Here is a 23,847-nt window from a genome sequence, read left to right as displayed (position 1 = left end):
GAATACGTGATCGCCGCTCAGAGCGCGTCGGTGTCTGTTTCGCCGGTGCGGATGCGCACCGCCTGATCGATGCCGAAAACGAAGATCTTGCCGTCGCCGATCTGGCCGGTCTTGGCGGCTGCGGTGATGGCTTCGACGGCCTTGTCGACCATGTCGGCACTGACCGCGACTTCGATCTTGATCTTCGGCAGGAAGCTGACCGCGTATTCCGCCCCGCGATAGATCTCCGTATGCCCTTTCTGACGCCCGTAGCCTTTGACTTCGGTGACGGTCAGGCCCTGGATGCCGACGGCGGTGAGCGCTTCGCGTACCTCGTCGAGCTTGAACGGCTTGATGATTGCCATCACGATTTTCATAAGGTTTCACCCTTTGCTGTTGCGGTCCCCCGCGTTTGTACACCTTCACCGATCCCAAAGAGCCGGAGAGTGCCCACAAGGATTCAAGCTCCGTGCCAAGTGCCGAAGCAGGGTGTTAACCCACTGTAAACAAAGAGATTAGGGGGTGCACCGACGCAACCTGCCCACAGCTGCGGCGATACGCCTGCTTAAAAATTAGGCAAATTTTGAAAAATGCCTACTCTGCAGGCGATCGCTTGAGCCGGATCAGCCCTTCCTGCGCAACCGAGGCAATCAGCGTACCGTCGCGGGCAAACAGCGAGCCGCGTGTAAAGCCGCGCGAGCCCTGCGTCGACGGGCTGTCCTGCGTGTAGAGCATCCAGTCGTCGAGCGCATGGCTGCGGTGGAACCACATGGCGTGGTCGAGGCTCGCCGCCTGGATATCGCGATCGAAAATGGCGCGGCCATGCGCGAAGGTCGATGTGTCGAGCAGCGTCATGTCGGAGAGATAGGCGAGCACCGCTGCCTGGATGGCGCGGTCCGCCGGCACCGGACCGGTGGTGCGGATCCAGATGTTCTGCTTTGGCTCCAGCTTTTCGCGGCTGGTGTAATGCTTCAGCATCACCGGCTTCATCTCGATCGGCCGGTCGCGCTCCCAGTAGCGTTTGATGCCATCGGGCACCGCCTCGCCGAATTTGCCCAGCAATTCGCGTTGCGACAGCAATGTGTCCGGCCCCGGAACGTCCTGCGGCATCGGCACCTGGTGCTCCAGGCCGACCTCATCCTGCTGGAACGAGGCTTCGAGCGAAAAGATCGCCTGGCCGTGCTGGACCGCCACCACGCGCCGCGTGGTGAAGGAGCCGCCGTCGCGAATGCGGTCGACCTCGTAGACGATCGGCACCTTGGTGTCGCCGGGCCGCATGAAATAGCCGTGCAGCGAATGCACGTACCGATCGGGATCCACTGTCCGCTGCGCCGCCACCAGCGCCTGGGCGATGGTCTGGCCGCCGAACACGCGCTGCCAGTCGAGCAGCGGGCTGCGACCACGATACAGATTGTGTTCCAGCTTCTCGAGGTCGAGAATGCCGAGAAGCTCGTCCATGGCTGCCGTCATATTTCGCGCCCTCGCCGCAGAAGTGTTATGGCGGTTTCCGACAGGACGGACAGGCAGTCAAGGGCGCAAGACCCGGCCGGCGCAGGAGCGAAGATGATGGAACGCAAGGCGGACACGAAAAACAGATCCGGGCTCGATGTCCTGGTCGCCGGCGCCGGCTATGTCGGCCTGGCCGCCGCCGTATCGCTGAAACAGGCGCGACCGGGCCTCGCCATCGCTCTCGTCGATGCGGCACCTGCTGGCGCCTGGCAAAGGGATGGCCGCGCCTCGGCCATTGCCGCTGCCGCCTGCCGCATGCTCGACCAGCTCGGCGTGTGGGCCGAGATCGCACCCCAGGCGCAGGCGATCACTGAGATGATCATCACCGATTCGCGCACCGCCGATCCGGTGCGTCCGGTCTTCCTGACCTTCGGCGGCGAAGTGGCGCCGGGCGAGCCCTTTGCGCATATGGTCGCCAACAAGGTGCTGAACGGCGCCTTGCGGGCCAGCGCCGAAAAGCTCGGCATCGATATCATCGAAGGCGTCGCGGTGCAGGGTTTCGAGACCAACGGCAGTGGCATCACCGTGCACCTTGCCGACGGTGCGACGCTGAAGGCGCGGCTGCTGGTCGCCGCCGACGGCGTCAACTCCAAGCTGCGCGACATGGCCGGCATCAAGACGGTGAAGTGGGAGTATGGCCAGTCCGGCATCGTCTGCACGGTAGCGCATGAACGCCCGCACAACGGCCGCGCCGAAGAGCATTTCCTGCCGGCGGGACCCTTCGCCACGCTGCCGCTCAAGCCTGGCGAGGACGGCACCAACCGCTCGTCGATCGTCTGGGTCGAACGTGCGGAAGATGCAGAGAAGCTGGTGACAGGCGACGATCTCGTCTTCGAGCACGAACTCGAACAGCGTTTCGGCCTGAAGCTTGGCGAAATCCGCGTCGCCGACAAGCCGCGCGCCTGGCCACTCGGCTTGACCATTGCGCGTGCCTTCATAGCACCCCGCATCGCGCTCGCGGGTGACGCCGCCCACGGCATCCACCCTATCGCCGGCCAGGGCCTCAATCTCGGCTTCAAGGATGTCGCGGCTTTGGCTGAGGTGATCGTCGAGGCCGACCGGCTCGGCCAGGACATCGGCGCGCTCGACGTCCTCGAACGCTACCAGCAATGGCGCCGCTTCGACACGGTGCAGATGGGCATCACCACGGACGCGCTGAACCGGCTGTTTTCCAACGATATCGGCCCGCTGCGAACCGTCCGCGACATCGGCCTCGGCCTTGTCGAACGCATGCCGCGCCTGAAGGACTTTTTTATACGGCAGGCGTCGGGGTTGTCCGCCAGCACGCCGCGATTGTTGAAGGGCGAGGCGATCTGAGCGCTATCGCTCAGTTGACCTCGAAACCCAGCTTCTGCCGCAGCCGCAATATCCTCTGGTCGGATATTTCGAGGCGTTTTTCCCCGCCCTGGGCGGCGCGGTTGACCATCTGCAGCAGATCGTTTCGCTCGGCGACATCGAGGCGTTCGCGCAGGAACGGCGCCAGCTTGTCGATGACGACGGTGGTGTCGTCGACCTGCGCCGCCGCCCATTTGGCGTAGATCACCGCCTCGTCGGTCTTCTTCTTGTCGGCGATCTCGGAAATCACCGCGCGGATGACAGCCTCGCGCTGCGGCAGGATGGGCCCATCCTCGGAGACGATTGATGTGATCAGCGTAGCCGCCGCTACGACCGGATCATCGATCGCCGTCAGAGGCGACAGAGCCGCCTGCTTGCGCAGCTTCTTGCGACGGATGTTGCCCTGCACGCGCCCGACAACGTCCGCAACCTCGCGAGCCGCGTCGTTCATCGCCTTCATCCGGTACCACCAGAACGCCGCCGCTCCCAACACACCAAGTGCGGCAATCAGGAAAGGCATGTCGAAATCCCCCAAGAATTCCGGCGACGATAGGAGAACTCTTGCATTGCTTCAACACGCAAAGCTTGCGCACGAAATGAACAAGGACGATCGTTCAATCGAACGCCTTGGTTTCCGCGTGGCTGTAGCACATGGCGGGGGCTATGACCCCGGCACATCGTAGATCGCCCGCACCTCGATGGTGCCGATTTCGGCCAGCGGGATCTCGCCGGCGATCTCCAGCGCCTGGTCGAGATTGTCGGCCTCGATCATGACGAAGCCAAGCAACTGCTCCTTGGTTTCGGCGAACGGGCCGTCGGTGATCAGCCGCTTGCCCTGGCGTCGCCGCACCGTCTTCGACGTTTTCACCGATTGCAGCGCCTGCGCGACGATCAGCACCCCACGATGATCCAATGACCGGTCATGAGCCATCGAATCGGCATCGAGCTTGGCCAGACGCTCCGGCGTCATGGCATGGAGGTCGTTTTCCTCGCCATAGACCAGACAGACATATTTCATTTCCAGCTCCCTTGCTGTGACGAACCATAGGCGATCACGGTATCGGTTGAGTTCTTGCCGGCAGCGACATGGTCGAGAAGGCTGACCGCAACGCCGATGATTGCAACTGCCGCAAGCAGCCGGCCGAAGCCGGAGGGCGGCACATGCAGCGGGTCGCTTTTCCCTGGATCGGCCGTTCGGCAGGTGCTTGTCCAATGGGCAGAAAACAGATTGTTCATGCGAACCTCCATCCGCCACGAGAATCCGTGGCCGCCCGCAGGACGGTCGGGGCCGATGCAAGTCGACATTCTTGCACGTACATTTTTCAAAAAAATTCGGTGCGGCTCGCCGGTGCTGCATGCGCGCGCAAACAGCGCGGTGGCCTTCCCTCGCGCCCGCGCTATAGTTGGGAGGAACGCCGCCTGGCCGGCGCCACCGCTGTAACAAGGAGGAATTCATGGACCGCACCGCAAACGCCGTCTGGAAAGGCAATCTGAAAGAGGGCACGGGCACGCTCGACACCCAGAGCGGAACCCTGAAGGGCACGCCCTATTCGTTCAAAGCGCGCTTCGAGGACGAGAGCGGCAAATCCGGCACCAACCCTGAAGAGCTGATCGCGGCGGCGCACGCCGGCTGCTTTGCCATGCAGTTTTCGCATTTCCTGGCCGAGAACGGCACGCCGGCCACCGAACTCGACGCCAAGGCCGTGGTGACGCTGGTTCCCGGCACCGGGATCACCGGAAGCGCCCTCACAGTGGTCGGCAAGGTCCCGGGCATCGACGCGGCGAAGTTCAAGGAATTGGCCGAAAAGGCCAAGGCCGGCTGCCCGGTCTCGAAGGCGCTCGGCGCCATAAACGTATCGCTCGACGCCAAGCTCGGCTGAAGGCCCGAACGGCAAATTCATCCAGAAACCGCTGGCCCTTGGGCCGGCGTTTTCGTTTGCGGTCAGCCCTTCAACGCGGCCGCCCGCACATCCGATGGCGTCGCGCCGTAGCGCCGCCGGAACGCCCGGTTGAAATAGGAGAGGTCGTTGAAGCCTGCCTCGAAGGCGATCGCCGTGATGCTGCGTCCGGCATGACGAGGATTGCTGAGCATGAGCATCCGATGCGCGCGCAACAGGCGCTGGCACAGCATGAAATCCGACAGCGACGTGCCTTCGCTCTCGAACAGTTTTCTGATGTAGCGGGCCGAAAGGCGGTGACGGCGGGCGATGTCTTCGGCCGACAGGTCGCCGCCATGGGCTGTTATTTCGGCCTTGATGGCACGCAGCCGCGCCACGCGCACGCCTCGGCCCCGGGCGATTTCTGCCGCGTCTCGGGTGGCACCCATGGCCAGAGCGACGAGATCGAAAATATGCGTCGTCGCCAGATGCCAGGCCTCCGGGGTCAGCACGTCGCCGGCATCCTGGATCGACCTGACATAGTCGAGCAGCAGCCGCATCGCCCCGCCGGAGGTTGGCAGCGGCTGCATCAGCGCCGGGGCCGGGTCGCCGATCAGCGGTGACAGTGCCTTGAGCGAGAAGCTCATATTGACGAAGCGAAGACCGCCTGGCTGGATGACATTGAGGCCGACCTCCTCGCCGCTCATCATCAGCGCCTGGCCGTTGCCGACCGGCTCCTCGCGGCCGCGATGCTTCATCACGCTTGCGCCATCGAGGGCGACCAGGAGGACGAGATCGTCGCTGTCGATCAGCGACGTCGAATGATGGACGCGGAATTCCGAACACGTGCCCGTGGCGATGCCGAGGCCAGGCAACGCGCGCACCTGCATATCGACATGCGTCGGGCCGAGTGGATCGAGATCGACCTTGAGCACCGTGCGGCCATAGACCTCGCGCATGACCTCGACGCGATCCCGCTCCGGAAGCGCGTCCGTCATCAGTCGGAACGAGGCGGTTGGCCCCATCGTCGCCGTCACCGGCATCCCCCATGCCTCAGGTCAATTGGAAGCGGCGTGATATGCGCCGCGCCTCCGAAAACGTCAATACAGGGCCGTTTGGGCCGTTTTTAGGGCCGCTGCGTCCAAGCTGCCCGCTTTTGCCGGACCTAGTTTGCAGCGCGTTTCCGATCAGGAAGCGCATCGCAAACAGCCACAAGGGGGTTCGATGTATCATTTGCAATTGTTCAGGACACTGTCGGGGCTCGCCTCGGCAGGCTTCAATCCACGCGTCTATCTGTTGTCCATCGCTCTCGGCGGAACCGTCGCCGACCATCGCGATCCGAAGCGGCCGTGTGGGGAGCGTCGGCCATGAGCGTCCGGCATACAGTCCTGGCGGCACCGGTCCTGTGCCTCGGCCTATCGGGCTGCGTCGGCATCAACCCGGTTTCTGCGGTCGTCGGCATGGCCGGCATGGCGGCGGCCAACTCCGCCGGCATGGCGCAATCGAGCGTCATCAGCCCGCAGGAGCAGGCGAAGTACGCCTCGATGTCCTGTGCGGATCTGCGGCAATTGATGGCAGGTTACGAAGAGGCGAAGAATCATGGGCCGTCGGTCAAGAAATACGGCGGCATGGCGCCGGCCGGCAAGACGGCGATCGTCAACAATGTCATCGGCACGCGGCTTGTCTATCTCCGGCAGCTTGTTGCGAGCAAAGGATGTTGAGGGCCTCGTCACACCACGCCTGCCGGGCGGCACTTGTCGGGCTTGCCGGCTGGCTGGCCTTCAGCGCCGGCGGCGCTTACGGCCAGGGCAAGGGACCGACGACACGCTCGCGCCTCGGTGCGATGCCGGCAGCGCTTGTCGGCAAGTGGGGTTTTGCAGTTGCCAGCGGCAATTATTGCGACACATTCAGCAACTGCGATCCAGGCAGCGGCGGCAGCGTCACCTTTACCTTCGGGGCTGACGGGCGCACCTATTACGCGCTGTTCCAATCGTCTCTGGTCGACGGCTGCGGTCAGGTCCGGTCGCTGACCCTGAAGACCGGCAAGGCCTCCGTGCGCGGTTCGACCCTGGTTTTCACGCCGACGGCAGGAACCTACAAATCCGTCAATGGTTGCCGGCCCGACCTCACGGGCCTCTGGAAATTCAAGCCCGGTGACCTGAAGCCGGTCTCCTTGCGTTGGCAACTGGACGGCAACCAGTTGCGGCTGATCGACCCCGACGGCGAAGCGAGCGGCGTTTACTCGAGGAGGTGAACCTAGCGCTCGCCGGTCAGCGCGTCGATGCGGGCGCGTAACATTGCAATCTCCTCCTCGAGGGCGCTGACGCGCTCCTCGAGGCCGGAGGCAGATGAAGCAGCCGACGCAGCCTGCATGGCGATGGGGGCGATCTGCGGAGTCCCGCTCAGCAGATGGACGTAACGCTCCTCGCGCTGGCCCGGTCCGCGTGGGATTTCCTGGATGAGTGGCGGTCGGCGGCCGATCAGCATGTCGAGCTCGGCGCGCAGATCTTCGATCGACGAAAACCGGGCCATGCGCTCGGTGCGCGCCGACAATTCATGGGCCGTCTGCGGCCCGCGCAGCAACAGCAAGCCGATCAAGGCGGTCTGCGGTGTGGTCAGCGAGAAGCGCTGTGCCATCTGGTGCTCGTAGCGCTCGACACGCGAACCGAACATCTGCCGCACCAGCCCCTTTTGTTCGAGCAGCTTCAGCCCTCGGTGCACCTCGCTCTGCTCCAGCGCCATCACCGGCTCGCGCGCCGTCTTCTGGTTGGCGGCGGCCAGTGCCGCGTTGAGCGTCAGCGGATAGACATCCGGCGTCAGCTCCTTCTTCTCGATCAGGCAGCCGAGAATGCGAGCTTCCACAGGGGAAAGGATGGGAAGGTCATCGCTCATTGGATTACTCTCGCCGGCAACCAACCAACCGCCTAAACCCTTCTCTCCACCATCATCTTCTTGATCTCCGCGATCGCCTTGGCCGGGTTGAGGCCTTTGGGGCAGGTCTGCGCGCAGTTCATGATGGTGTGGCAGCGATAGAGCCGGAACGGGTCTTCGAGATTGTCGAGCCGCTCGCCGGTGGCCTCGTCGCGGCTATCGATCAGCCAGCGATAGGCCTGCAGAAGCGTTGCCGGGCCGAGATAGCGGTCGCCGTTCCACCAATAGCTCGGGCACGAGGTCGAGCAGCAGGCGCACAATATGCATTCATAGAGCCCGTCGAGCTTCTCGCGATCCTCATGGCTTTGCAGCCACTCCTTGGCCGGCTCCGGCGACACCGTCTTCAGCCAGGGCTGGATCGACGCGTGCTGGGCGTAGAAATTGGTGAGGTCGGGCACCAGGTCCTTGACCACCTGCATATGCGGCAGCGGGTAGACTTTTACCGCGCCGGAAATGTCGTCGCAGCCCTTGGTACAGGCGAGCGTGTTGGAACCGTCGATGTTCATGGCGCAGGAGCCGCAAATGCCTTCGCGGCAGGAACGCCGCAAGGTCAGCGTCGGGTCGATCTTGTTCTTGATCCACAGCAGCGCGTCGAGCACCATCGGCCCGCAATCGTCCATGTCGACGAAATAGGTGTCGATGCGCGGGTTCTCGTCGTCGTCCGGCGACCAGCGATAGATGCGGTATTCCCGCAGATTGGTGGCGCCCTCCGGCTTCGGCCAGGTCTTGCCCGGCTTGATCTGCGAATTCTTGGGGAGCGTGAGTTCAACCATGTTCGATCCTCAATACACTCTGGCCTTGGGCGCGATCTTGGCGAGGCTGATGCCGCCGTCCTTTTCAGCCAGCTGCGGCTCGGTGTGTACCGGCCGGTAGGAGAGTGCCACCTTGCCGTCTTCGCTCAGCCTGGCCAGCGTATGCTTGCGCCAGACCGCGTCGTCGCGCGCCGAAAAGTCCTCGCGTGCGTGCGCGCCACGGCTCTCCTTGCGCGCCTCGGCGCTGTAGACCGTGGTGATGGCATTGGCCATCAGGTTTTCCAGCTCCAGCGTTTCGACCAGATCGGAGTTCCAGATCATCGAGCGGTCGGACACTTTGATGTCCTTCAACTCGCCCCAGATCTGCGAAATGCGCTTACAGCCGTTTTCGAGCGACTCCTGCGTGCGGAATACGGCCGCGTCTTCCTGCATCGCCTTCTGCATCTTTTCACGCAGCACCGCCGTCGGCGTCGAGCCGTTGGCGTGGCGCAGCCTGTCGAAGCGGTCCATGATCTTTTCGACCGAGGCTTCGTTGGGCGAAGGGATCGCCGACTTGCGGTCGATGACCTGGCCGGCGCGGATCGCCGCCGCGCGACCGAACACCACAAGATCGATCAGCGAATTCGAACCGAGCCTATTGGCGCCGTGCACGGAGGCGCAGCCGGCTTCGCCGACAGCCATCAATCCGGGCGACACCTGGTCTGGATTGAGCGCCGTCGGGTTGAGCACCTCGCCCCAGTAATTGGTCGGCACGCCGCCCATATTGTAGTGGACCGTGGGCAGCACCGGGATCGGCTCCTTGGTCAGGTCGACACCGGCAAAGATCTTGGCCGATTCCGAAATCCCCGGCAGCCGCTCATGCAGGACGGCGGGATCGAGATGGTCGAGATGCAGGAAGATGTGGTCCTTGTTCTTGCCGACGCCGCGGCCTTCGCGGATCTCCAGCGTCATGCAGCGCGAGACGACGTCGCGCGAGGCAAGGTCCTTGGCTGACGGCGCATAGCGCTCCATGAAGCGCTCGCCCTCGGAATTGACGAGATAGCCGCCCTCGCCGCGCGCACCCTCGGTGATCAGGCAGCCGGCGCCATAGATGCCGGTCGGGTGGAATTGCACGAACTCCATGTCCTGCAGCGGAAAGCCGGCACGCGCGGCCATGCCGCCGCCGTCGCCGGTGCAGGTGTGCGCCGAGGTGGCCGAGAAATAGGCGCGGCCATAGCCGCCGGTCGCCAGCACCACCATCTTGGCCGAGAAGCGGTGGATGGTGCCGTCATCCAGGTTCCAGGCGACGACACCGGTGCAGGTGCCGTCCGGCTCCATGATCAGGTCGAGCGCGAAATACTCGATGAAGAACTGCGCATTGTTCTTCAGCGACTGGCCGTAAAGCGTGTGCAGGATGGCATGCCCGGTGCGGTCGGCGGCGGCACAGGTGCGCTGCACCGGGGGACCTTCGCCATAGTTCATCATGTGGCCGCCGAACGGCCGCTGGTAGATCTTGCCCTCTTCGGTGCGCGAAAACGGCACGCCGTAATGTTCGAGCTCGTAGACCGCGGCCGGCGCCTCGCGCACCAGATATTCCATGGCGTCGACATCGCCCAGCCAGTCCGAGCCCTTGACGGTGTCGTACATGTGCCATTGCCAGGAATCGGGACCCATGTTGGACAGCGAGGCGGCAATGCCGCCTTGCGCCGCCACCGTGTGCGAGCGGGTCGGGAACACCTTGCTGATGCAGGCGGTGCGCAGCCCCTGTTCGGCCATGCCGAGCGTGGCGCGCAGGCCGGCGCCGCCGGCGCCAACGACCACCACGTCGAACTTGTGGTCGACAAAGGTATAGCCTGCCGTGTTGGCTTGTTTCGCGTCCTTGGCCAACTCAGCCTCCGAATGCCAGCTTGAGCAGGGCGAAGATCGAGGCGACGCCGACCGCTATGGTGAAAAATGTATTGAGCGCAATCAGCGCCAGCTTCATGCCTTCGCCATGCACGTAATCCTCAATGATCACCTGCATGCCGATCCGCATATGGGTGAGACCGGAGATGAGCACCAGGGCCATCACCAGCGCCACGAACGGGTTGGCAAGGGCTGCCCGCACATGCTCGTGGTCGGCGCCGTTGAGCGCGATCAGGAAACCGACGAAGAACAGGATCAGCGGGATGTTGGCGATCGCGGTCAGGCGCTGGCGCCAGAAATGCCCGGTGCCCTCGCGGGCGGAGCCGAGGCCGCGGACCCTCGCCAGCGGCGTGCGCATGTCGGTGTTTTTGCCGCTCATGATCAAGCTCCCCGTGCCATGGTGCCGGCGATCCATATCAGCAGCGTGAGCAGGATCGAGCCGGCCAGCGTCGCCCAGGCGATCTTCGAGGCGGTATGCTTTTCCAGGCCCGCGCCCGTGTCCCAGATGAGGTGCCGTACGCCGCCCAGCATATGATGCATCAGCGCCCAGGTGTAGCCGAACAGGATGATCCGGCCGAGCCAGGTGCCGAAGGCCCAATTGGCCCAATCGAAGGTCGCCTGCGAGCTTGCCGCCGCCATCAGCCACAGGGCGACCAGCAGCGTGCCGAAATACAGCGCGCCGCCGGTGATGCGGTGAATGATCGACATCGTCATGGTGATCGGCGGCCGGTACACGGTGAGGTGCGGCGAAATCGGCCGTTCACGTCTGGCAAATTCGCGGGTGGCTGGTGATTTGCTCATGGCTCCCCCAGTTCGGCGTCTCTCTGGAGCCTCAGGTGGAAATGCGGCATTGCCGCTTCCGGTTGCGACTTCGGACAGCCGGTTTCTAATGCTCTTTTTGCACCGCGTCAAAGCCAGAAAACCGTTTCGAAAACGTAATTTAGTCTGACTAAAAGGCGGGCTTTGGCTTCAATCGATTAGGCCGGGAAGGCCTGAAGCCGGCTCGATATCGCTGCAGTGCAACATATCTGGCCCCAGGGCCCAGCGGTGGTGAGACTGGCGTCAGCGTTTGCAGGTCTGCGGCGTCGACCCCTTCTTCATCACCAGCGCCTCGCGCCCGTCGATCACGATTGCGTCATGCGTGGCCGCCTGGTAGCGGCTGCTCTGGTTGGCAGGCGACGCCGCAAACTCCTCGGTCGCGCCGTCGGACCCGACCACACGCAACGACGTGCCTAGATTTTGGATGGAAATCATACCGTTGTTGCCGCATCTATAGGTGCCTGTGCCTGTGCCTGTGCCTGTGCCTGGTCGCGGCGCGGTAAGGTCGGTGATAATCTTGGTTGCAGCTGCCGGAGGCACCGCGGCTGCGACGGACTGCTGGGCCGGCGCAGGTGAGACGACGACGGTATTGGCTGCCTTCGGCGCGCTGTCTTGCGGCACACAGGCAGCGACGACACCGAGCAACGGGAAAACGGACACCCAAATCGGCCGGCGTAGCGCCATATGCTGTCCTCCCGCGCGGCAAGCGGCCACGATGCTTTGTCCAGATCACGATCGTCCCGACGCCAAGGCGGACGCCGCCGCGATGGTGCGGCCAAGCATGGCCGAATGATGGCCACCGGGTTTTCCATCTAGTCGGATATTAACGGATATTAACCATGTTTACCGAGACATCGCCGCCAAACGCGCCGGCCTCTTAACAAAGGTTAAGAAACCGTTAATTTCTGATTCGAGGAGGCTTTCCCTCAAGACACGGAGGACGCCATGCGTTCGAATTCGGGCAAATCGCGCCTTGCGGCGCTCGTCGTAGCAGCCTCGGTCGCCGGCCTTGCAGCGCCAGCGCTTGCCGGCGCACGGCATCAGGATCGCGTCTACGCCGATTCCTTCGGCAACCTCGTCGTCGACAGCGCCGCCGGCTACAAGCGCATCATCGTCGGCCAAGGCAGGCTGGCCAAGCAGCTCTCCGACTACACCAGCGCCGGCCAGCCCAAGGTGATCTACGAGAACGAAGCCGACGAAATCGGCGGTTATAGCGATTGCTACCGGCCGCCGGTGCTGGTGAAGGGCCGCTCCTATATGTACGGCCTCTCCGACGGCGAGATGCCCGAACTCAGCCCCTGCCGCTAGCTTCCGTTCCGGCTGACGACCAGTTGCCGGCAGGCCCGACGGAGACGCGCACGCAATCGCGCCCGGCATTCTTCGCCTGATAGAGCGCCTGGTCGGCCCGCCGCATCAGATCGGCAAAGTCTTCGCTCGCATGGAGTTCGGCGACGCCGAAGCTCGCGGTGCAGCGGTTGTCAGCCGGCAGTCCGTCTATGGGCAGCGCGCCGAAGGCGCTGCGCGTTCCCTCGGCGAACAGCCGCGCCGCGGCAAGGTTGGTTCCCGGCAGGATGATGGCGAACTCCTCGCCGCCAATGCGGCCGGCAACGTGATGCGCGGCGGCGGCTTCACGCAGGAAGCCTGCAAAAGTCTCGATCACCCGGTCGCCGGACGCATGGCCGAAGCTGTCGTTGACGCTCTTGAAATGATCGAGATCGGCTATGACCAGCGCGACCGGCACGCCTTGCCGCAGGGCGCCAAGCACCGCCAGTTCGGCATGGCGGGTGAAGCCGCCGCGATTGAGCAGGCGCGAAAGCGTGTCCGTCTCCGACTTCGACGTCACTTCGGCAAGCACGTCGCGAACCAGGATGGCCAGCATCAGCAGCGCCAGCGCCAGCGCAAAGACAGTGCCGAGCGATTGCGACACCAGCGCGTAGTTGCTTTGCAGATAGGCTTGCGGATTGGCGCCCCAGCCGCCGAGCGCATGGGCGATGAATGGCTTGGAGGCAAACTGCAGGCCGCTCGCCGCCAGCACGGCCATCAATATGCGATCGAGACGGGCAAGCTTTTGCCTCGATGACCAGACGATGGCCAGCCCGATGAACTGCATGACCGCATAGGGAAGCTGATAGGCCATGATGCGGATCAGCGACTGGCGGGGCAGGTCCTGTACGAAATACACAGCTATGGTGGTGGCCAACAGGAAAAACAGCATCGCCTTCCAGGGCGGTGCCACGCCGTATTTGCGGGCAAGCCCGCCATTGAACGCAATGGTGGCGGCAAGGAAGACCGCGAAGGCGGCAACGACCGGGAGCCGCGCGTCGGCAAAAGCGGGAATGGAGAATTCGATGGCCGAATAGGCCATGCCCAGCAGATAGCCAAATGCCAGCCAGCGCGCCGGCGCCCGGCCGACATCGTGGAAGGCGACCGCCATGAAGCAGGCCGCCAGCAGGCCGGCAACCGACAGATTGATCAACAGGATGAAGTTGGCGCCGCTCATGTTCTCCCGCACCCGCGCCGACAGCTAATCATCGACGGGCGAAGAAGACGTTAACGTCCTGGCCGGGCAGGATTCAGCCGGTCTTGAGCGGCTCCGGCAGGAACGCCGTTTCCGGTCGCTCATAGGACAGGCGTACACTGTCGCGGCCGTTCTTCTTGGCCTTGTAGAGCGCATCGTCGGCACGGCGCATCAGCGGCTCCAGCGCCTCGTCACCGCTGCGGGCCGCCACGCCGAAGCTTGCCGTCACCTTCGTTCCCTGGGGAAGCCCGTCGACATGGCCGGCCGAATAGACCGTGCGCACCGCTTCGGCGAACAGCCGTGCCGCGGCAAGATCGCTGAGTGGCAGCAGCACGGCGAATTCCTCGCCGCCGATACGCCCGGCAACACCGCGCGCGCCGGCCGCCGACCGAAGCTTGGCGGCGAAATCGGCAATCACGCGATCGCCCGCCCCATGCCCATGCACATCGTTGAGCGCCTTGAAATGGTCGAGGTCGGCCAGCACCAGCGCGACCGGGAACCGCGCCGAGGCGCAGTGCCGCAAGAGCAGCATGCCGCGCTCCTCGAAGCCACGCCGGTTGAGCAGGCCCGACAGAGGGTCGGTAAAGGTCTCGGTCTTCAACGCCTTCAACACGTCGAGTGCCGCGGCGGAAAACAGGCACAGCGCGATAAGCAGCGAGAGCAGCGCGTGCGACAGCAGCGCCGTCGTCCAGTAGGACGAGCCATAGAACCCGTCATAGCTCGTGAAGGGCCCGTGCGCGATGACGACGATAAGGGTGCGCACGAAGAAGTTGACGCCCGACAGCAGCGACAGCACGAACAGGATTTTCTCGGTCGGGCCGTTGTTGCGCACCGGGCGCAGTTCGGCGGCAACCAGAAGGCTGATACCGCCGAAAGCGAAGTTCATCGCCAGGATGCGCCAGGTGAGATCCGGCGCGATGAACAGGGACCAGCAGAACGACGCCAGTCCCCCGCAGGCCAGCGCGCCGATCCCCACATAGGGCACCTTGCGGCCATAGCGGTGGACGATGGCGCCGGCCAGGCAGCAGCCGGCGATGCTGAAGCAGATGTTCGACACCAGCTTGGTCAGCGGCATGCCAATCGGCAAGGTGAAATACTGAAGCAGGAAGCCCACCGCCGAGAGACTGTAGCTGAGCGCCAGCACGGCCAGATAGGGGCGGTGGCGCTGATAGGACCATAGCACGAGGAACGCCGCGCCGAGCGCCAGCGCGATCGTCGGGTTGAGCAGCGCTATGAGCAGACCCGTGTCCAAACGACTATGACTTCCCCTCGCTTACGTCGGGGAAGAGCTTAGAGGGCAAGCCCAAACAAGCGGTTAAGCCTCGCCGCAAGCAGGACCGCCATCTCAAAATAATGTCAGGGAACCGCCGTCTCCGGTCAGCGTTCCTTCGTTGACAATCTGGAGCGACCGATGGCCGACACAATCACACTGACCGACCACGATGCGATCCGCTCGTGGGCTGCCGGGCGCGCCGGCTTTCCCGCAATCGTCGACATCTCGCCCGAAGCGGGGACGCAGCCCATGTTGAGGCTGGTCTTCGGCCAGCACGCCTATCAGGATCAGGACCAGCCTGAACGGCCGCTCAATGCGGGGGGCTATGAACTCGTCGAATGGGACGAATGGTTCAAGCTCTTCGAAGAACAACAGCTTGCGCTTGTGGTCGCGGCCGAACAGCCCGGACGCCGCGAGGAGTTCCACGAACTCGTCCGCCGCGACGGGAAGCGTTGACCCGAGCCGGGTGCGGCTCGGGTCCGTTCAAGTCTGGACTACTTCCACTCGCGGATGTCGACGAAGTGGCCGGCGATCGCCGCCGCGGCCGCCATCGCCGGCGACACCAGATGGGTGCGGCCCTTGAAGCCTTGCCGGCCCTCGAAATTGCGGTTCGAAGTCGAGGCGCAGCGTTCATGCGGCTTCAGCCGGTCGTCGTTCATGGCCAGGCACATCGAGCAGCCCGGCTCGCGCCAATCGAAACCGGCGGCGACAAAGATCTTGTCGAGGCCTTCGGCTTCCGCCTGTTCCTTGACCAGGCCGGAGCCCGGCACGATCATCGCATCGACATGCGGGCTGACCGTCTTGCCTTCGACCACCTTGGCGACGGCGCGCAGATCCTCGATGCGGCCATTGGTGCAGGAACCGATGAAGACGCGGTCGAGCGTGATGTCGGTGATCCTGGTGCCCGGCGTCAGACCCATATAGTCGAGCGCGCGCTGCTTGGAGGTGCGCTTGTTCTCATCGGTGATGTCGTCCGGGTTCGGCACGATGCCTTGCACCGACACGACGTCCTCGGGCGAGGAGCCCCAGGAGACGATCGGCGGCAGCTTGGCCGCGTCGAGCACGATCACCTTGTCGAAATGCGCGCCCTCGTCGGACTGTAGCGTCTTCCAGTATTCGAGTGCCGCATCCCAGGCAGCGCCCTTCGGCGCGCGCGGCTTGTCCTTGACATAGGCGAAGGTCGTCTCGTCCGCGGCGATCAGGCCGGCGCGCGCGCCGCCTTCGATCGACATGTTGCAGATCGTCATGCGGCCCTCCATCGACAGCGCACGGATCGCCTCGCCGGCATATTCGATGACATAGCCGGTGCCACCGGCAGTGCCGATCTCGCCGATGATGGCCAGGATGATGTCCTTGGCGGTGACACCTTCCGGCAATTGGCCGTCGACACGCACCAGCATGTTCTTGGCCTTGCGCTGGATCAGCGTCTGCGTCGCCAGAACATGCTCGACCTCGGATGTGCCGATGCCATGCGCCAGCGCGCCGAAAGCGCCGTGCGTCGAGGTGTGGCTGTCGCCGCAGACGATGGTCATGCCGGGCAGTGTAAAGCCCTGCTCCGGACCGATGATGTGGACGATGCCCTGGCGGATATCGTTCTCGGAATAATATTCGACGCCGAAATCCCTGGCGTTCTTGGCCAGCGCCTCGACCTGGATGCGGCTTTCCTCGTTCTTGATGCCGAACTTGCGCTCGGGCGAAGTCGAGACATTGTGATCGACCACGGCCAGCGTCTTTTCCGGATGCCGGACTTTACGGCCGGTCATGCGCAGGCCTTCGAAGGCCTGCGGACTGGTCACTTCATGGACCAGGTGGCGGTCGATGTAGAGCAGGCAGGTGCCGTCTTCCTGGCGATCAACGACATGGTCGTCGAAAATCTTGTCGTAGAGGGTGCGCGGTGCGCTCATGTGCGTAAATCCGTCGATATGAGAATGGGAAAGAGCAGGTGCCGGACCTCCGGCCCGGCGAAACGACCCCGATGGGTCGGCCTAGGGTAGTCGGCTGGTCAGCGCCCCGGACACGCGCGCGGAGAAGCGCGACGGCAGGCGTTTTCTGTCCTGCAGCACGAACCCCTTGTAGGCCGGATCGCCAAAAAGCTCTTCCATGGCGTGGCTCATATCAATGTTTTGGGTTTTCGGCAATTGGAAGCTGCCTTCGCAGAACTCGGGTTCCTCGTCCTCACTTCCACACCTTCAGGGGGAGAGGAAGGAAGCCAAGATCGGAGAACGCGCCGCTCAGATCACTTCAAACACGAACGTCTTCACCAGCGCATCCGGCTCGGCGATCGCATAGCAGCGGAACCACGGGCTTTCCTCGACCGGCCGCCATTTCCCAGTCTGCTCCAACTCATCGAACACCGCCTGGAAGCCGCCGCTCTCGAACACCCGGTCGCGCACGGTGAAGATCGCATGGCCGCCCTTGCGGGTGATGCGCACCAGTTCGTGCAGGCCTGTCGCCGGCGCATGGCTGATGGTGAACACGCCTGTCGAGAAGAAGGCGCGGAAATACCCGTCCGGCCACGGCAGCGGACCGCCCAGCATTGCCTGCTTCAGTTCGCTGTAGGCATTGCGGCTGCCGGCGATCTTCAGCATATCGTCCGAGAGGTCGAGCCCCGCAATGTCGCGGTAGCCGAGCGCATTCAGCGACGGTCCCGACAGGCCGGTGCCGCAGCCGGCATCGAGCAACGGGCCATCGCCCGCCGGCACATGGCGCGCCACCCAGGCGGTGATCAGGAAAGGCAGGAGGTAGCCGAGCGAGGCGGTCTCGCTGTCATAGGTCGCGGCCCATGCGGCATAGGCCTCTTCAAGCGCTTCCGGCGTGTCGGCCGTATACACGGAATCCAGCGCCGCATTGGCTTTGTCGACGATCATGGGACCTCCTCAACGGGAATGCTCGGGGATCGTAGCGCTGCCTTGGCCGAAAGACTATTCCTCGTGCTGGCGGCGCAGCCGCCGTTCCAGCGCCCTGAGCGCCAGCGACAGGCCGACGGTCAGGATGAGATAGATGTAGGCTGTTATCGAATAGGTCTCGAAGAAACGGAACGAGCCGGCGGCGTAGACCTTGCCCATCTGCGTGATGTCGGCAACGCCGAGCACCGAGACCAGCGAGGAATCCTTGACCAGTGCGACGAAATCATTGCCGAGCGGCGGCAGGATGGTGCGGATCGCCTGTGGGAACACGATCAGCCGGAAACGCTGCGCGCGGGTCAGCCCGAGCGCCTTCGCCGCCTCGATCTGGCCCTTCTCCACCGCCTGGATGCCGGCCCGGAAAACCTCCGAGATGAAAGCCGAATAGCCGATGGTCAGCGCCATGATGGCGCGCCACAACAGCGACACGTCGCGCACCAAAAGCTCGCCGAACAGGCCGGCGCTTTGCAGCGGCGCGGTCAGCGCGTTCCAGGCCGCGACGAAGGCCGGCGCGCCGGCAAAGGCGATCCAGAACAACAGCACCAGGATCGGCACGCCGCGGATGATCTCGACATAGAAGCGCGCGATCTGGCGCAGCCAGCGCGAACCCGACATTCCCATCAGCGCGATGCCGAGACCGATGGCCGACGCCAGCACGAAGGCGATCACGGTGACGAAGATGGTGACGCCGATACCCTTGGCGACCGTGGCGAACACCTGGGCATAGAGATTGCTGGTGGCGACGAAGACGGCCACCGCGATCGCGATGGTCACGGCCACGACGAGCCACCAGGGGAAGTCGGCTTTGGAGGAAGAGGCGGGAGGCATCAAAAGGATTGCGCCAAGGCAGCCCCCTCTGGCCTGCCGGCCATCTCCCCCTCAAGAGGGGAGATTGGCAGCTTCGTCGACGGCACTCTTTTTACAACTTTGGTGATTGGCGAAAGCGGAAAAAACAGCCAATCTCCCCTCTTGAGGGGGAGATGCCCGGCAGGGCAGAGGGGGGCGTTCAAGCGCGAAGTCAGTGCGAAATCACTGCCCCATCTTGTAATCAAGAAACCACTTCTTGTTCAGCGCATCGAACGTCCCGTCCGCCTTCAACGCCGCAATCGCCGCATTGACCGGCTTCACCAGGTCGGAACCCTTCGGGAAGATGAAGCCGAAATCCTCGGTGCCGAGCGGTCCGCCGATCAGCTTCAGCTTGCCCTCGGAGGCGTCGACATAGCCCTTCCCCGCGGTGCCGTCGGTCAAGACGACGTCAACGTCGCCGGATTTCAGTGCCTGCACCGTGGCGCCGAAGGTCTCGAACAGCTTGATGCGCGGGTTCTGCTCATTGCCGTCGAGCACGCTGTAGACGGCGGTGTAGAAGGGCGTGGTACCGGCCTGCGCGCCGATCAGCCCATCCTTGAAGGCCCCGAAGGTCTTGGCGTCGGTGAAACGGCTTTCATCGCCGCGCACCAGCATGAACTGTTCCGAGCGCATATAGGGGTCGGAGAAATCGACCTTCTCCTTGCGGTCGTCCTTGATGGTGATGCCGGTCATGCCGATGTTGTACTGGTTGTCGGAAACCGCCTGGATCATCGCGTCCCAGGATGTGTTCTGGTACTCGACGGCGAAATTCAGCCGCTTGGCGATCTCGTTCATCGCATCATATTCCCAGCCGATCTGCTTGCCGGTCTTGGCATCGATGAACTGCAGCGGCGGATAGGCGTTTTCGGTCACAACCACCACCTTTTTGCCGCCGAGGTCAGGCAGCGCCTGCGCAAAGGCGGCAACGGGTACCAGGACGAGGGCAAGCAGGCCTGCCAGCAGCAGTTTCGATTTGGTCATGACACACTCCCCGGAAATTGACGGACCCGGGCACGGCCGGGCTTGCAGGAAAATCCGGCGCCGACTTTAGCTTTCCGCAAGCGTCATGCAAGACGGTCCGCTGCGTCAGCGCGCGCGAAAAGGGATTCCGATGCCTTCATTTCCGGGATTCAGGAATGAACGGTGTCGCGGCAGCGATCAGCTCCGCTTCACGATGCCGGCATCCGCCTTGCGCAAGCCGGAGACGAACCGCGTCAGCGTGCGGTGCAGGGATTTCAACTCGTCGGCATCCAGCGGCAGGTTGCAAAGCATCGCCGCCGGCACGCTTTTGGCCTGCTCACGCAACGCTTGTCCCTTCGCTGTCGGCTCGACCAGAACCCGGCGCTCGTCGGCGGGGTCGCGCCGGCGTGTGACCAGGCCACCGGCCTCCAGCCGCTTGAGCAGCGGCGTCAGCGTCGCCGAATCCAGCCCGAGCGCTTCGCCAAGCTCGCCGACCGTGCTTGGAGCCCGTTCCCAAAGCGCCAACATGGCCAGATATTGCGGATAGGTCAGACCAAGCGGATCGAGCAGCGGGCGGTAGAGCTTCGTCATCAGCCCGCTTGCCGAATAGAGCGCGAAGCAGAGCTGTTGGTCGAGCCGCGGAACGTGAAACGTCCCGGTGGCCTCCGCCGGGACGTCCCTGGTGCTCTTTGTCGTCTTTTCCGTCATGCCGCCTTTACCGAAAGCGCTACGTCGACATTGCCCCTGATGGCGTTGGAATAGGGGCAGATCTTGTGCGCCTCCGATACAAGCGCTTCCGCCGCCGCCTGATCAAGGCCTTTCGTTTCCGCCGCGAGCGCGACGCCGAGCTTAAAGCCTTCGCCATCGGGAAGCAGGCTGACGGTGGAGGTTACCCCGGCATCCGTCAGCGACAGCTTCTGTTTGCGCGCGACAAAGCGGATGGCGCTTTCGAAGCAGGCGGCATAGCCGATAGCGAACAGTTGCTCGGGATTGGTGGCGCCCCCCGGCCCGCCGAGTTCCTTGGGCATTGCCAGATCGACCTTGAGCAGACCGTCGCTGGTCTCGCCATGGCCGGCGCGGCCGCCGGTGACGTGAGCCTGTGTGGTGTAGAGTGCCATATCAAATCTCCAATTACTTTGTGCGCGATTATTTAGTGCACAAAGTAATACGCCGTCAACAGCCGCATCCTGTGTCTGGCGCTGAAAGCGTTCACAGTCTGGTGAAACGAAAAAAGGCGGCCGAAGCCGCCTTTTTGAATGAGTTCCGAAAACCTTATTCGGCAGGGGTCGCTTCTGCGGCGGCCTTGGCTGCTGCTTCGGCCTCGGCGGCGGCCTTCTTCTCGGCGGCGTCCTGGGCGGCCTTCTCGACGGCCAGGGCCTCGGCTGCTGCCACCTTCTCGGCTTCGATGCGGGCCTTCTCGGCGTTCAGCGCATCGCGCTCCTCATCGTTCAGCTTGCGGGCGCGCACGCCGGTGTTTTCCGAAATACGGGCCGATTTGCCGCGACGATCGCGCAGGTAGTAGAGCTTGGCACGACGCACCTTGCCGCGGCGAACGATCTCGACGCCTTCAACCATCGGCGAGTAGACCGGGAACACGCGCTCGACGCCTTCGCCGTAGGAAATCTTGCGAACCGTGAAGTTCTCCTGGAAGCCGGCGCCGGCGCGGGCGATGACGACGCCCTCATAGGCCTGGACGCGGGTGCGGGTGCCTTCGGTCACGCGGACCTGGACGCGCACGGTGTCGCCGGGCTGGAATTCGGGAAGCTTGCGCTTGGCTTCGATCTTGGCGGCCTGTTCGGCCTCGAGCTGACGGAGAATATCCATCTCAAAAGTCCACTTCTTGTTCTTCCGACAGTCAGAGCGTCCGACACTCGCCTTGCAGTTCCATTGACCGCTTGGCTATGCCTTTTGTCTCCAAGACATTTGTCTTTGAAACATCAGGCAGGGGCGACTACACCGTCATTGTTGACGGGTCCGGCAGATTCTTTCTGGCCGGTACGGGCGGGCACATACAGCTATTTCGCCGCTTTGTCACGCCTTGGGCGCGCATTTTCTGCTCGCATGGCACCATCGTAATCCTGCCGTGCCGGGTTGCGCCGGTCGTTCAGGCTTTCTAAAGCCTGAAACAACACAGTTTTGAGCGGCCGCAATTCATGTCTGTCTTCGATGCCATCCTGCTGTTTCTAGCGGGCTTTCTGTCAGGCGCCGCCAATGCGGTCGCCGGTGGCGGCACCTTCATCACCTTCGGCGCCATGACGTTGGTCGGCCTGCCGCCGATTGTTGCCAACGCCACCTCCTCGGTGACGCAATTTCCAGGCTACATCACCTCGACCCTCGCCTACTCGGCCGATATCAGGCACTTCTGGCGCGGCGCGCTGCTGCTGTGCCTGATCTCGGCCGTGGGTGCACTGGCCGGCGCTCTGATCCTTTTGGCGCTCGACAATCCCTCGTTTCGCGCTCTGGTGCCGTGGCTGCTGCTAGCCGCGACGGCCCTGTTCGCCGCCGGCCCCTGGCTGAAACCAGTGCCAAAGCCCGGCCATGAAGCGGCGGTGGGCTCGCTGGCCGGCTCGCTCGCACAATTTCTCACCGCCATCTATGGCGGCTTCTTCGGCGCCGGCATGGGCGTGATGATGCTGGCGACGCTCGGCCTCACCCAGGCCGGCGACTATCACCGGCTGAACGCGTTGAAGAACATGCTGGCCATGGTCATCGCCGCTGTCGCGATCGTCGTCTTCGTCTCGGGCGGCGTCGTCGCCTGGCCGCAGGCGATCATCATGATCCCGGGCGGCGCGCTCGGCGGCTATGCCGGCGTCTGGATCGCCAAGCGGGTGCCGCAAAACGCGGTGCGCGGCTTCGTCGTCGCCGTCGGCCTGTTTTTGGCCTTCTATTATTTTGCCAAGGGCTGAGCAGCGGCAAGCAGGTCCGGACGCCTCTCGGCTGTCAGTCTTTCTGACTCCGCCCGCCGCCAGGCGGCGATCTTCTTGTGATTGCCGGAAATCAGGACCTCGGGAATGTCACGGCCTTCGAACTCCTGCGGCCGCGTATAGTGCGGATGTTCGAGCAGGCCGTTTTCAAAACTCTCTTCCTCGCCCGACATCGCGTTGCCCATGACCCCGGGCAGCAGCCGCACCACCGCGTCGAGCAGCACAAGGGCGGCCGGCTCACCACCCGAGAGAATGAAATCGCCGATGGAGACTTCCTCCAATTCCCGCGCGTCGATCACCCGCTGGTCGACGCCTTCGAAGCGGCCGCACAGGATGACGGCGCCCGGCCCAGCGGCCAGCTCGCGCACACGCGCCTGGGTCAGCGGCTTGCCGCGCGGGCTCATCAGCAGCCGGGGCCGCGCATCGCCTTCCGGCGAAGCATGGTCGATGGCTTTCGCCAGCACGTCGGCGCGCATCACCATGCCGGCGCCGCCGCCGGCGGGCGTGTCGTCGACGGTGCGGTGGCGGTCGGTGGCGAAGTCGCGGATCTGGATCGTCTCCAGCGACCACGTCCCGGCCTCGAGCGCCCGGCCGGCCAACGACAGGCCGAGCGCGCCGGGAAACATCTCGGGGTAAAGCGTCAGCACCGAAGCGGAAAAACTCACCGGTTGCCCCCGGCATCGCTCGGTCCGCGCGGCCTGCCCTTCGGATCGAAGTCTTCCTCACGCGGACCACCGCCATCCTCGTCATCGACCAGCCCGGCCGCCGCCGGATCGACGCGGACGAAACCTTCGGCGATCGACACTTGCGGTACGGCAGCCTGTGTGAACGGGATCAGCACGCCCTTGCGCCCGCCCAGCGTCACGTCGAGAATGTCGCCGCCGCCGAAATTGTGCACCGCGACCACCTTGCCAAGCACGGCACCCGTGTCGTCGCGGACTTCGAGGCCGACGAGGTCGGCATGGTAGAATTCGTCTTCCTCGCCATCGTCCGGCAGCATCGAACGGTCGACGAACAGCTCCGTGCCGGCCAGCGCCTCGGCCGCATTGCGGTCGGCAATGCCCTTGAAACGGACCACGACGACGGTGTTGGCGGGCCTGATGTCGACGATCTGGAAGGCGCGCCCGTCCCTGGCGTAGAGCGGCCCGTAATCGGCCAGCGCCAGCGGCTCGCCGGTGAAGGTCTTCACCCGCAATTCGCCCTTGATGCCATGGGCGGCGCCGATCACGGCCATCTGGACAGGGTTCTGGGGCTTGCTCATGGCGAAATATCCTTTGGCCTGCTCTAGCCCCACGCGGCTATCATTTCAATGACGGGCTATTCACCGCTTCCTAACC

General features: G+C 63.9%; 30 protein-coding genes. 7 read left to right on the top strand and 23 right to left on the bottom strand.

What is annotated here, in order from left to right; all coding sequences use genetic code 11:
* Positions 1 to 17: 17 nt before the first annotated feature.
* Positions 18 to 356 (bottom strand): P-II family nitrogen regulator, encoded by a 339-nt coding sequence (locus RPF88_RS23720; RefSeq protein WP_013528889.1) that lies wholly within the window; start codon positions 354 to 356, stop codon positions 18 to 20.
* 217 nt (positions 357 to 573) lie between these two features.
* Positions 574 to 1,449 (bottom strand): acyl-CoA thioesterase II, encoded by an 876-nt coding sequence (tesB, locus tag RPF88_RS23715; protein ID WP_013528888.1) that lies wholly within the window; start codon positions 1,447 to 1,449, stop codon positions 574 to 576.
* Between the two features lie 96 nt (positions 1,450 to 1,545).
* Between tesB and RPF88_RS23710 the strand changes: the two genes are divergently transcribed.
* Positions 1,546 to 2,805, top strand: coding sequence for a ubiquinone biosynthesis hydroxylase (locus RPF88_RS23710; RefSeq protein WP_164920002.1), 1,260 nt, complete (start codon positions 1,546 to 1,548; stop codon positions 2,803 to 2,805).
* Between the two features lie 10 nt (positions 2,806 to 2,815).
* On the opposite strand, the gene RPF88_RS23705 is transcribed toward RPF88_RS23710, so the two are convergent.
* The 3 genes from RPF88_RS23705 to RPF88_RS23695 all read right to left on the bottom strand — a co-directional run bounded on the left by RPF88_RS23705 (position 2,816) and on the right by RPF88_RS23695 (position 4,059).
* On the bottom strand, positions 2,816 to 3,343 hold the full coding sequence (locus tag RPF88_RS23705) for a hypothetical protein (protein WP_013528886.1): 528 nt from the start codon (positions 3,341 to 3,343) through the stop codon (positions 2,816 to 2,818).
* Positions 3,344 to 3,484: 141 nt separating this feature from the next.
* Entirely contained in the window at positions 3,485 to 3,841 is a 357-nt protein-coding gene (locus tag RPF88_RS23700) for a YciI family protein (protein ID WP_013528885.1), read from the bottom strand.
* Positions 3,838 to 4,059 carry a hypothetical protein gene (locus RPF88_RS23695; RefSeq protein ID WP_013528884.1) on the bottom strand — a complete coding sequence of 74 codons (222 nt, stop codon included), beginning with the start codon at positions 4,057 to 4,059 and terminating at the stop codon, positions 3,838 to 3,840. The genes RPF88_RS23700 and RPF88_RS23695 overlap by 4 nt, the downstream gene beginning before the upstream one ends.
* 218 nt (positions 4,060 to 4,277) lie before the next feature.
* On the opposite strand from RPF88_RS23695, the gene RPF88_RS23690 reads away from it, so the two are divergent.
* A complete protein-coding gene (locus RPF88_RS23690) occupies positions 4,278 to 4,703 on the top strand; it encodes an OsmC family protein (protein WP_013528883.1) in 426 nt (141 codons plus the stop codon).
* A 62-nt stretch (positions 4,704 to 4,765) separates the two neighbouring features.
* On the opposite strand, the gene RPF88_RS23685 is transcribed toward RPF88_RS23690, so the two are convergent.
* Positions 4,766 to 5,743: a helix-turn-helix transcriptional regulator gene (locus tag RPF88_RS23685; RefSeq protein ID WP_337123302.1), complete on the bottom strand. Its 978-nt coding sequence runs from the start codon at positions 5,741 to 5,743 to the stop codon at positions 4,766 to 4,768.
* Between the two features lie 324 nt (positions 5,744 to 6,067).
* Here RPF88_RS23685 and RPF88_RS23680 point away from each other — a divergent pair, with 324 nt between their 5' ends.
* Both RPF88_RS23680 and RPF88_RS23675 read left to right on the top strand, forming a co-directional pair.
* Positions 6,068 to 6,421, top strand: a complete 354-nt coding sequence (locus RPF88_RS23680; protein WP_013528880.1) for a hypothetical protein — start codon at positions 6,068 to 6,070, stop codon at positions 6,419 to 6,421.
* Positions 6,415 to 6,954, top strand: a complete 540-nt coding sequence (locus RPF88_RS23675) for a hypothetical protein (RefSeq protein ID WP_013528879.1) — start codon at positions 6,415 to 6,417, stop codon at positions 6,952 to 6,954. The genes RPF88_RS23680 and RPF88_RS23675 overlap by 7 nt, the downstream gene beginning before the upstream one ends.
* A gap of 2 nt (positions 6,955 to 6,956) precedes the next feature.
* On the opposite strand, the gene RPF88_RS23670 is transcribed toward RPF88_RS23675, so the two are convergent.
* The 6 genes from RPF88_RS23670 to RPF88_RS23645 form a co-directional block, all read right to left on the bottom strand.
* Positions 6,957 to 7,592, bottom strand: coding sequence for a YceH family protein (locus RPF88_RS23670; protein WP_024504993.1), 636 nt, complete (start codon positions 7,590 to 7,592; stop codon positions 6,957 to 6,959).
* Between the two features lie 32 nt (positions 7,593 to 7,624).
* Positions 7,625 to 8,404, bottom strand: a complete 780-nt coding sequence (locus RPF88_RS23665) for a succinate dehydrogenase iron-sulfur subunit (protein ID WP_013528877.1) — start codon at positions 8,402 to 8,404, stop codon at positions 7,625 to 7,627.
* Between the two features lie 9 nt (positions 8,405 to 8,413).
* Positions 8,414 to 10,249 (bottom strand): succinate dehydrogenase flavoprotein subunit, encoded by a 1,836-nt coding sequence (sdhA, locus tag RPF88_RS23660; protein ID WP_064992607.1) that lies wholly within the window; start codon positions 10,247 to 10,249, stop codon positions 8,414 to 8,416.
* 1 nt (position 10,250) lies between these two features.
* Entirely contained in the window at positions 10,251 to 10,646 is a 396-nt protein-coding gene (gene sdhD / locus RPF88_RS23655) for a succinate dehydrogenase, hydrophobic membrane anchor protein (protein ID WP_013528875.1), read from the bottom strand.
* 2 nt (positions 10,647 to 10,648) lie between these two features.
* The gene (gene sdhC, locus RPF88_RS23650) at positions 10,649 to 11,068 is read right to left on the bottom strand and encodes a succinate dehydrogenase, cytochrome b556 subunit (RefSeq protein WP_013528874.1); all 420 of its coding nucleotides are present in this window, start codon (positions 11,066 to 11,068) and stop codon (positions 10,649 to 10,651) included.
* A 261-nt stretch (positions 11,069 to 11,329) separates the two neighbouring features.
* On the bottom strand, positions 11,330 to 11,770 hold the full coding sequence (locus tag RPF88_RS23645) for a hypothetical protein (RefSeq protein ID WP_337123301.1): 441 nt from the start codon (positions 11,768 to 11,770) through the stop codon (positions 11,330 to 11,332).
* 261 nt (positions 11,771 to 12,031) lie between these two features.
* On the opposite strand from RPF88_RS23645, the gene RPF88_RS23640 reads away from it, so the two are divergent.
* Positions 12,032 to 12,394 (top strand): hypothetical protein, encoded by a 363-nt coding sequence (locus RPF88_RS23640; RefSeq protein WP_024504989.1) that lies wholly within the window; start codon positions 12,032 to 12,034, stop codon positions 12,392 to 12,394.
* Here the strand turns inward: RPF88_RS23640 and RPF88_RS23635 are convergent.
* Both RPF88_RS23635 and RPF88_RS23630 read right to left on the bottom strand, forming a co-directional pair.
* Positions 12,378 to 13,586: a GGDEF domain-containing protein gene (locus RPF88_RS23635; RefSeq protein WP_027163299.1), complete on the bottom strand. Its 1,209-nt coding sequence runs from the start codon at positions 13,584 to 13,586 to the stop codon at positions 12,378 to 12,380. The two genes, RPF88_RS23640 and RPF88_RS23635, sit on opposite strands and share 17 nt — an antisense overlap.
* A gap of 73 nt (positions 13,587 to 13,659) precedes the next feature.
* Positions 13,660 to 14,856, bottom strand: coding sequence for a GGDEF domain-containing protein (locus tag RPF88_RS23630; protein ID WP_337123300.1), 1,197 nt, complete (start codon positions 14,854 to 14,856; stop codon positions 13,660 to 13,662).
* A 159-nt stretch (positions 14,857 to 15,015) separates the two neighbouring features.
* Here RPF88_RS23630 and RPF88_RS23625 point away from each other — a divergent pair, with 159 nt between their 5' ends.
* The gene (locus RPF88_RS23625) at positions 15,016 to 15,333 is read left to right on the top strand and encodes a hypothetical protein (RefSeq protein ID WP_013528869.1); all 318 of its coding nucleotides are present in this window, start codon (positions 15,016 to 15,018) and stop codon (positions 15,331 to 15,333) included.
* Positions 15,334 to 15,371: 38 nt separating this feature from the next.
* Here the strand turns inward: RPF88_RS23625 and leuC are convergent, their stop codons facing one another.
* The 7 genes from leuC to rplS all read right to left on the bottom strand — a co-directional run bounded on the left by leuC (position 15,372) and on the right by rplS (position 21,410).
* Positions 15,372 to 16,781, bottom strand: coding sequence for a 3-isopropylmalate dehydratase large subunit (gene leuC, locus RPF88_RS23620; protein ID WP_063169533.1), 1,410 nt, complete (start codon positions 16,779 to 16,781; stop codon positions 15,372 to 15,374).
* A 327-nt stretch (positions 16,782 to 17,108) separates the two neighbouring features.
* Positions 17,109 to 17,744 carry a class I SAM-dependent DNA methyltransferase gene (locus RPF88_RS23615; protein ID WP_063173356.1) on the bottom strand — a complete coding sequence of 212 codons (636 nt, stop codon included), beginning with the start codon at positions 17,742 to 17,744 and terminating at the stop codon, positions 17,109 to 17,111.
* Between the two features lie 54 nt (positions 17,745 to 17,798).
* Complete coding sequence (locus RPF88_RS23610; RefSeq protein WP_027163295.1) at positions 17,799 to 18,608, bottom strand: amino acid ABC transporter permease; 810 nt, start codon at positions 18,606 to 18,608, stop codon at positions 17,799 to 17,801.
* A 201-nt stretch (positions 18,609 to 18,809) separates the two neighbouring features.
* Positions 18,810 to 19,607, bottom strand: a complete 798-nt coding sequence (locus RPF88_RS23605; protein WP_013528864.1) for a transporter substrate-binding domain-containing protein — start codon at positions 19,605 to 19,607, stop codon at positions 18,810 to 18,812.
* Positions 19,608 to 19,784: 177 nt separating this feature from the next.
* Entirely contained in the window at positions 19,785 to 20,294 is a 510-nt protein-coding gene (locus RPF88_RS23600; RefSeq protein WP_013528863.1) for a MarR family winged helix-turn-helix transcriptional regulator, read from the bottom strand.
* A complete protein-coding gene (locus RPF88_RS23595; protein WP_013528862.1) occupies positions 20,291 to 20,704 on the bottom strand; it encodes an organic hydroperoxide resistance protein in 414 nt (137 codons plus the stop codon). The genes RPF88_RS23600 and RPF88_RS23595 overlap by 4 nt, the downstream gene beginning before the upstream one ends.
* 154 nt (positions 20,705 to 20,858) lie before the next feature.
* Entirely contained in the window at positions 20,859 to 21,410 is a 552-nt protein-coding gene (gene rplS / locus RPF88_RS23590) for a 50S ribosomal protein L19 (protein ID WP_013528861.1), read from the bottom strand.
* Positions 21,411 to 21,739: 329 nt separating this feature from the next.
* On the opposite strand from rplS, the gene RPF88_RS23585 reads away from it, so the two are divergent.
* The gene (locus RPF88_RS23585; RefSeq protein ID WP_027163293.1) at positions 21,740 to 22,492 is read left to right on the top strand and encodes a sulfite exporter TauE/SafE family protein; all 753 of its coding nucleotides are present in this window, start codon (positions 21,740 to 21,742) and stop codon (positions 22,490 to 22,492) included.
* On the opposite strand, the gene trmD is transcribed toward RPF88_RS23585, so the two are convergent.
* The gene (gene trmD / locus RPF88_RS23580; protein WP_063173360.1) at positions 22,474 to 23,175 is read right to left on the bottom strand and encodes a tRNA (guanosine(37)-N1)-methyltransferase TrmD; all 702 of its coding nucleotides are present in this window, start codon (positions 23,173 to 23,175) and stop codon (positions 22,474 to 22,476) included. The two genes, RPF88_RS23585 and trmD, sit on opposite strands and share 19 nt — an antisense overlap.
* The gene (gene rimM / locus RPF88_RS23575; RefSeq protein ID WP_024504980.1) at positions 23,172 to 23,771 is read right to left on the bottom strand and encodes a ribosome maturation factor RimM; all 600 of its coding nucleotides are present in this window, start codon (positions 23,769 to 23,771) and stop codon (positions 23,172 to 23,174) included. Before rimM ends, trmD begins: the two co-directional genes overlap by 4 nt.
* Positions 23,772 to 23,847 lie beyond the last annotated feature (76 nt).

This window comes from Mesorhizobium sp. ISC11 (assembly GCF_037162595.1).
Taxonomy (GTDB): Bacteria; Pseudomonadota; Alphaproteobacteria; order Rhizobiales; family Rhizobiaceae; genus Mesorhizobium; species Mesorhizobium ciceri.
The sequence above is the reverse complement of the archived record's forward strand: the minus strand, read 5'-3'. Positions and strand labels throughout refer to the sequence as shown.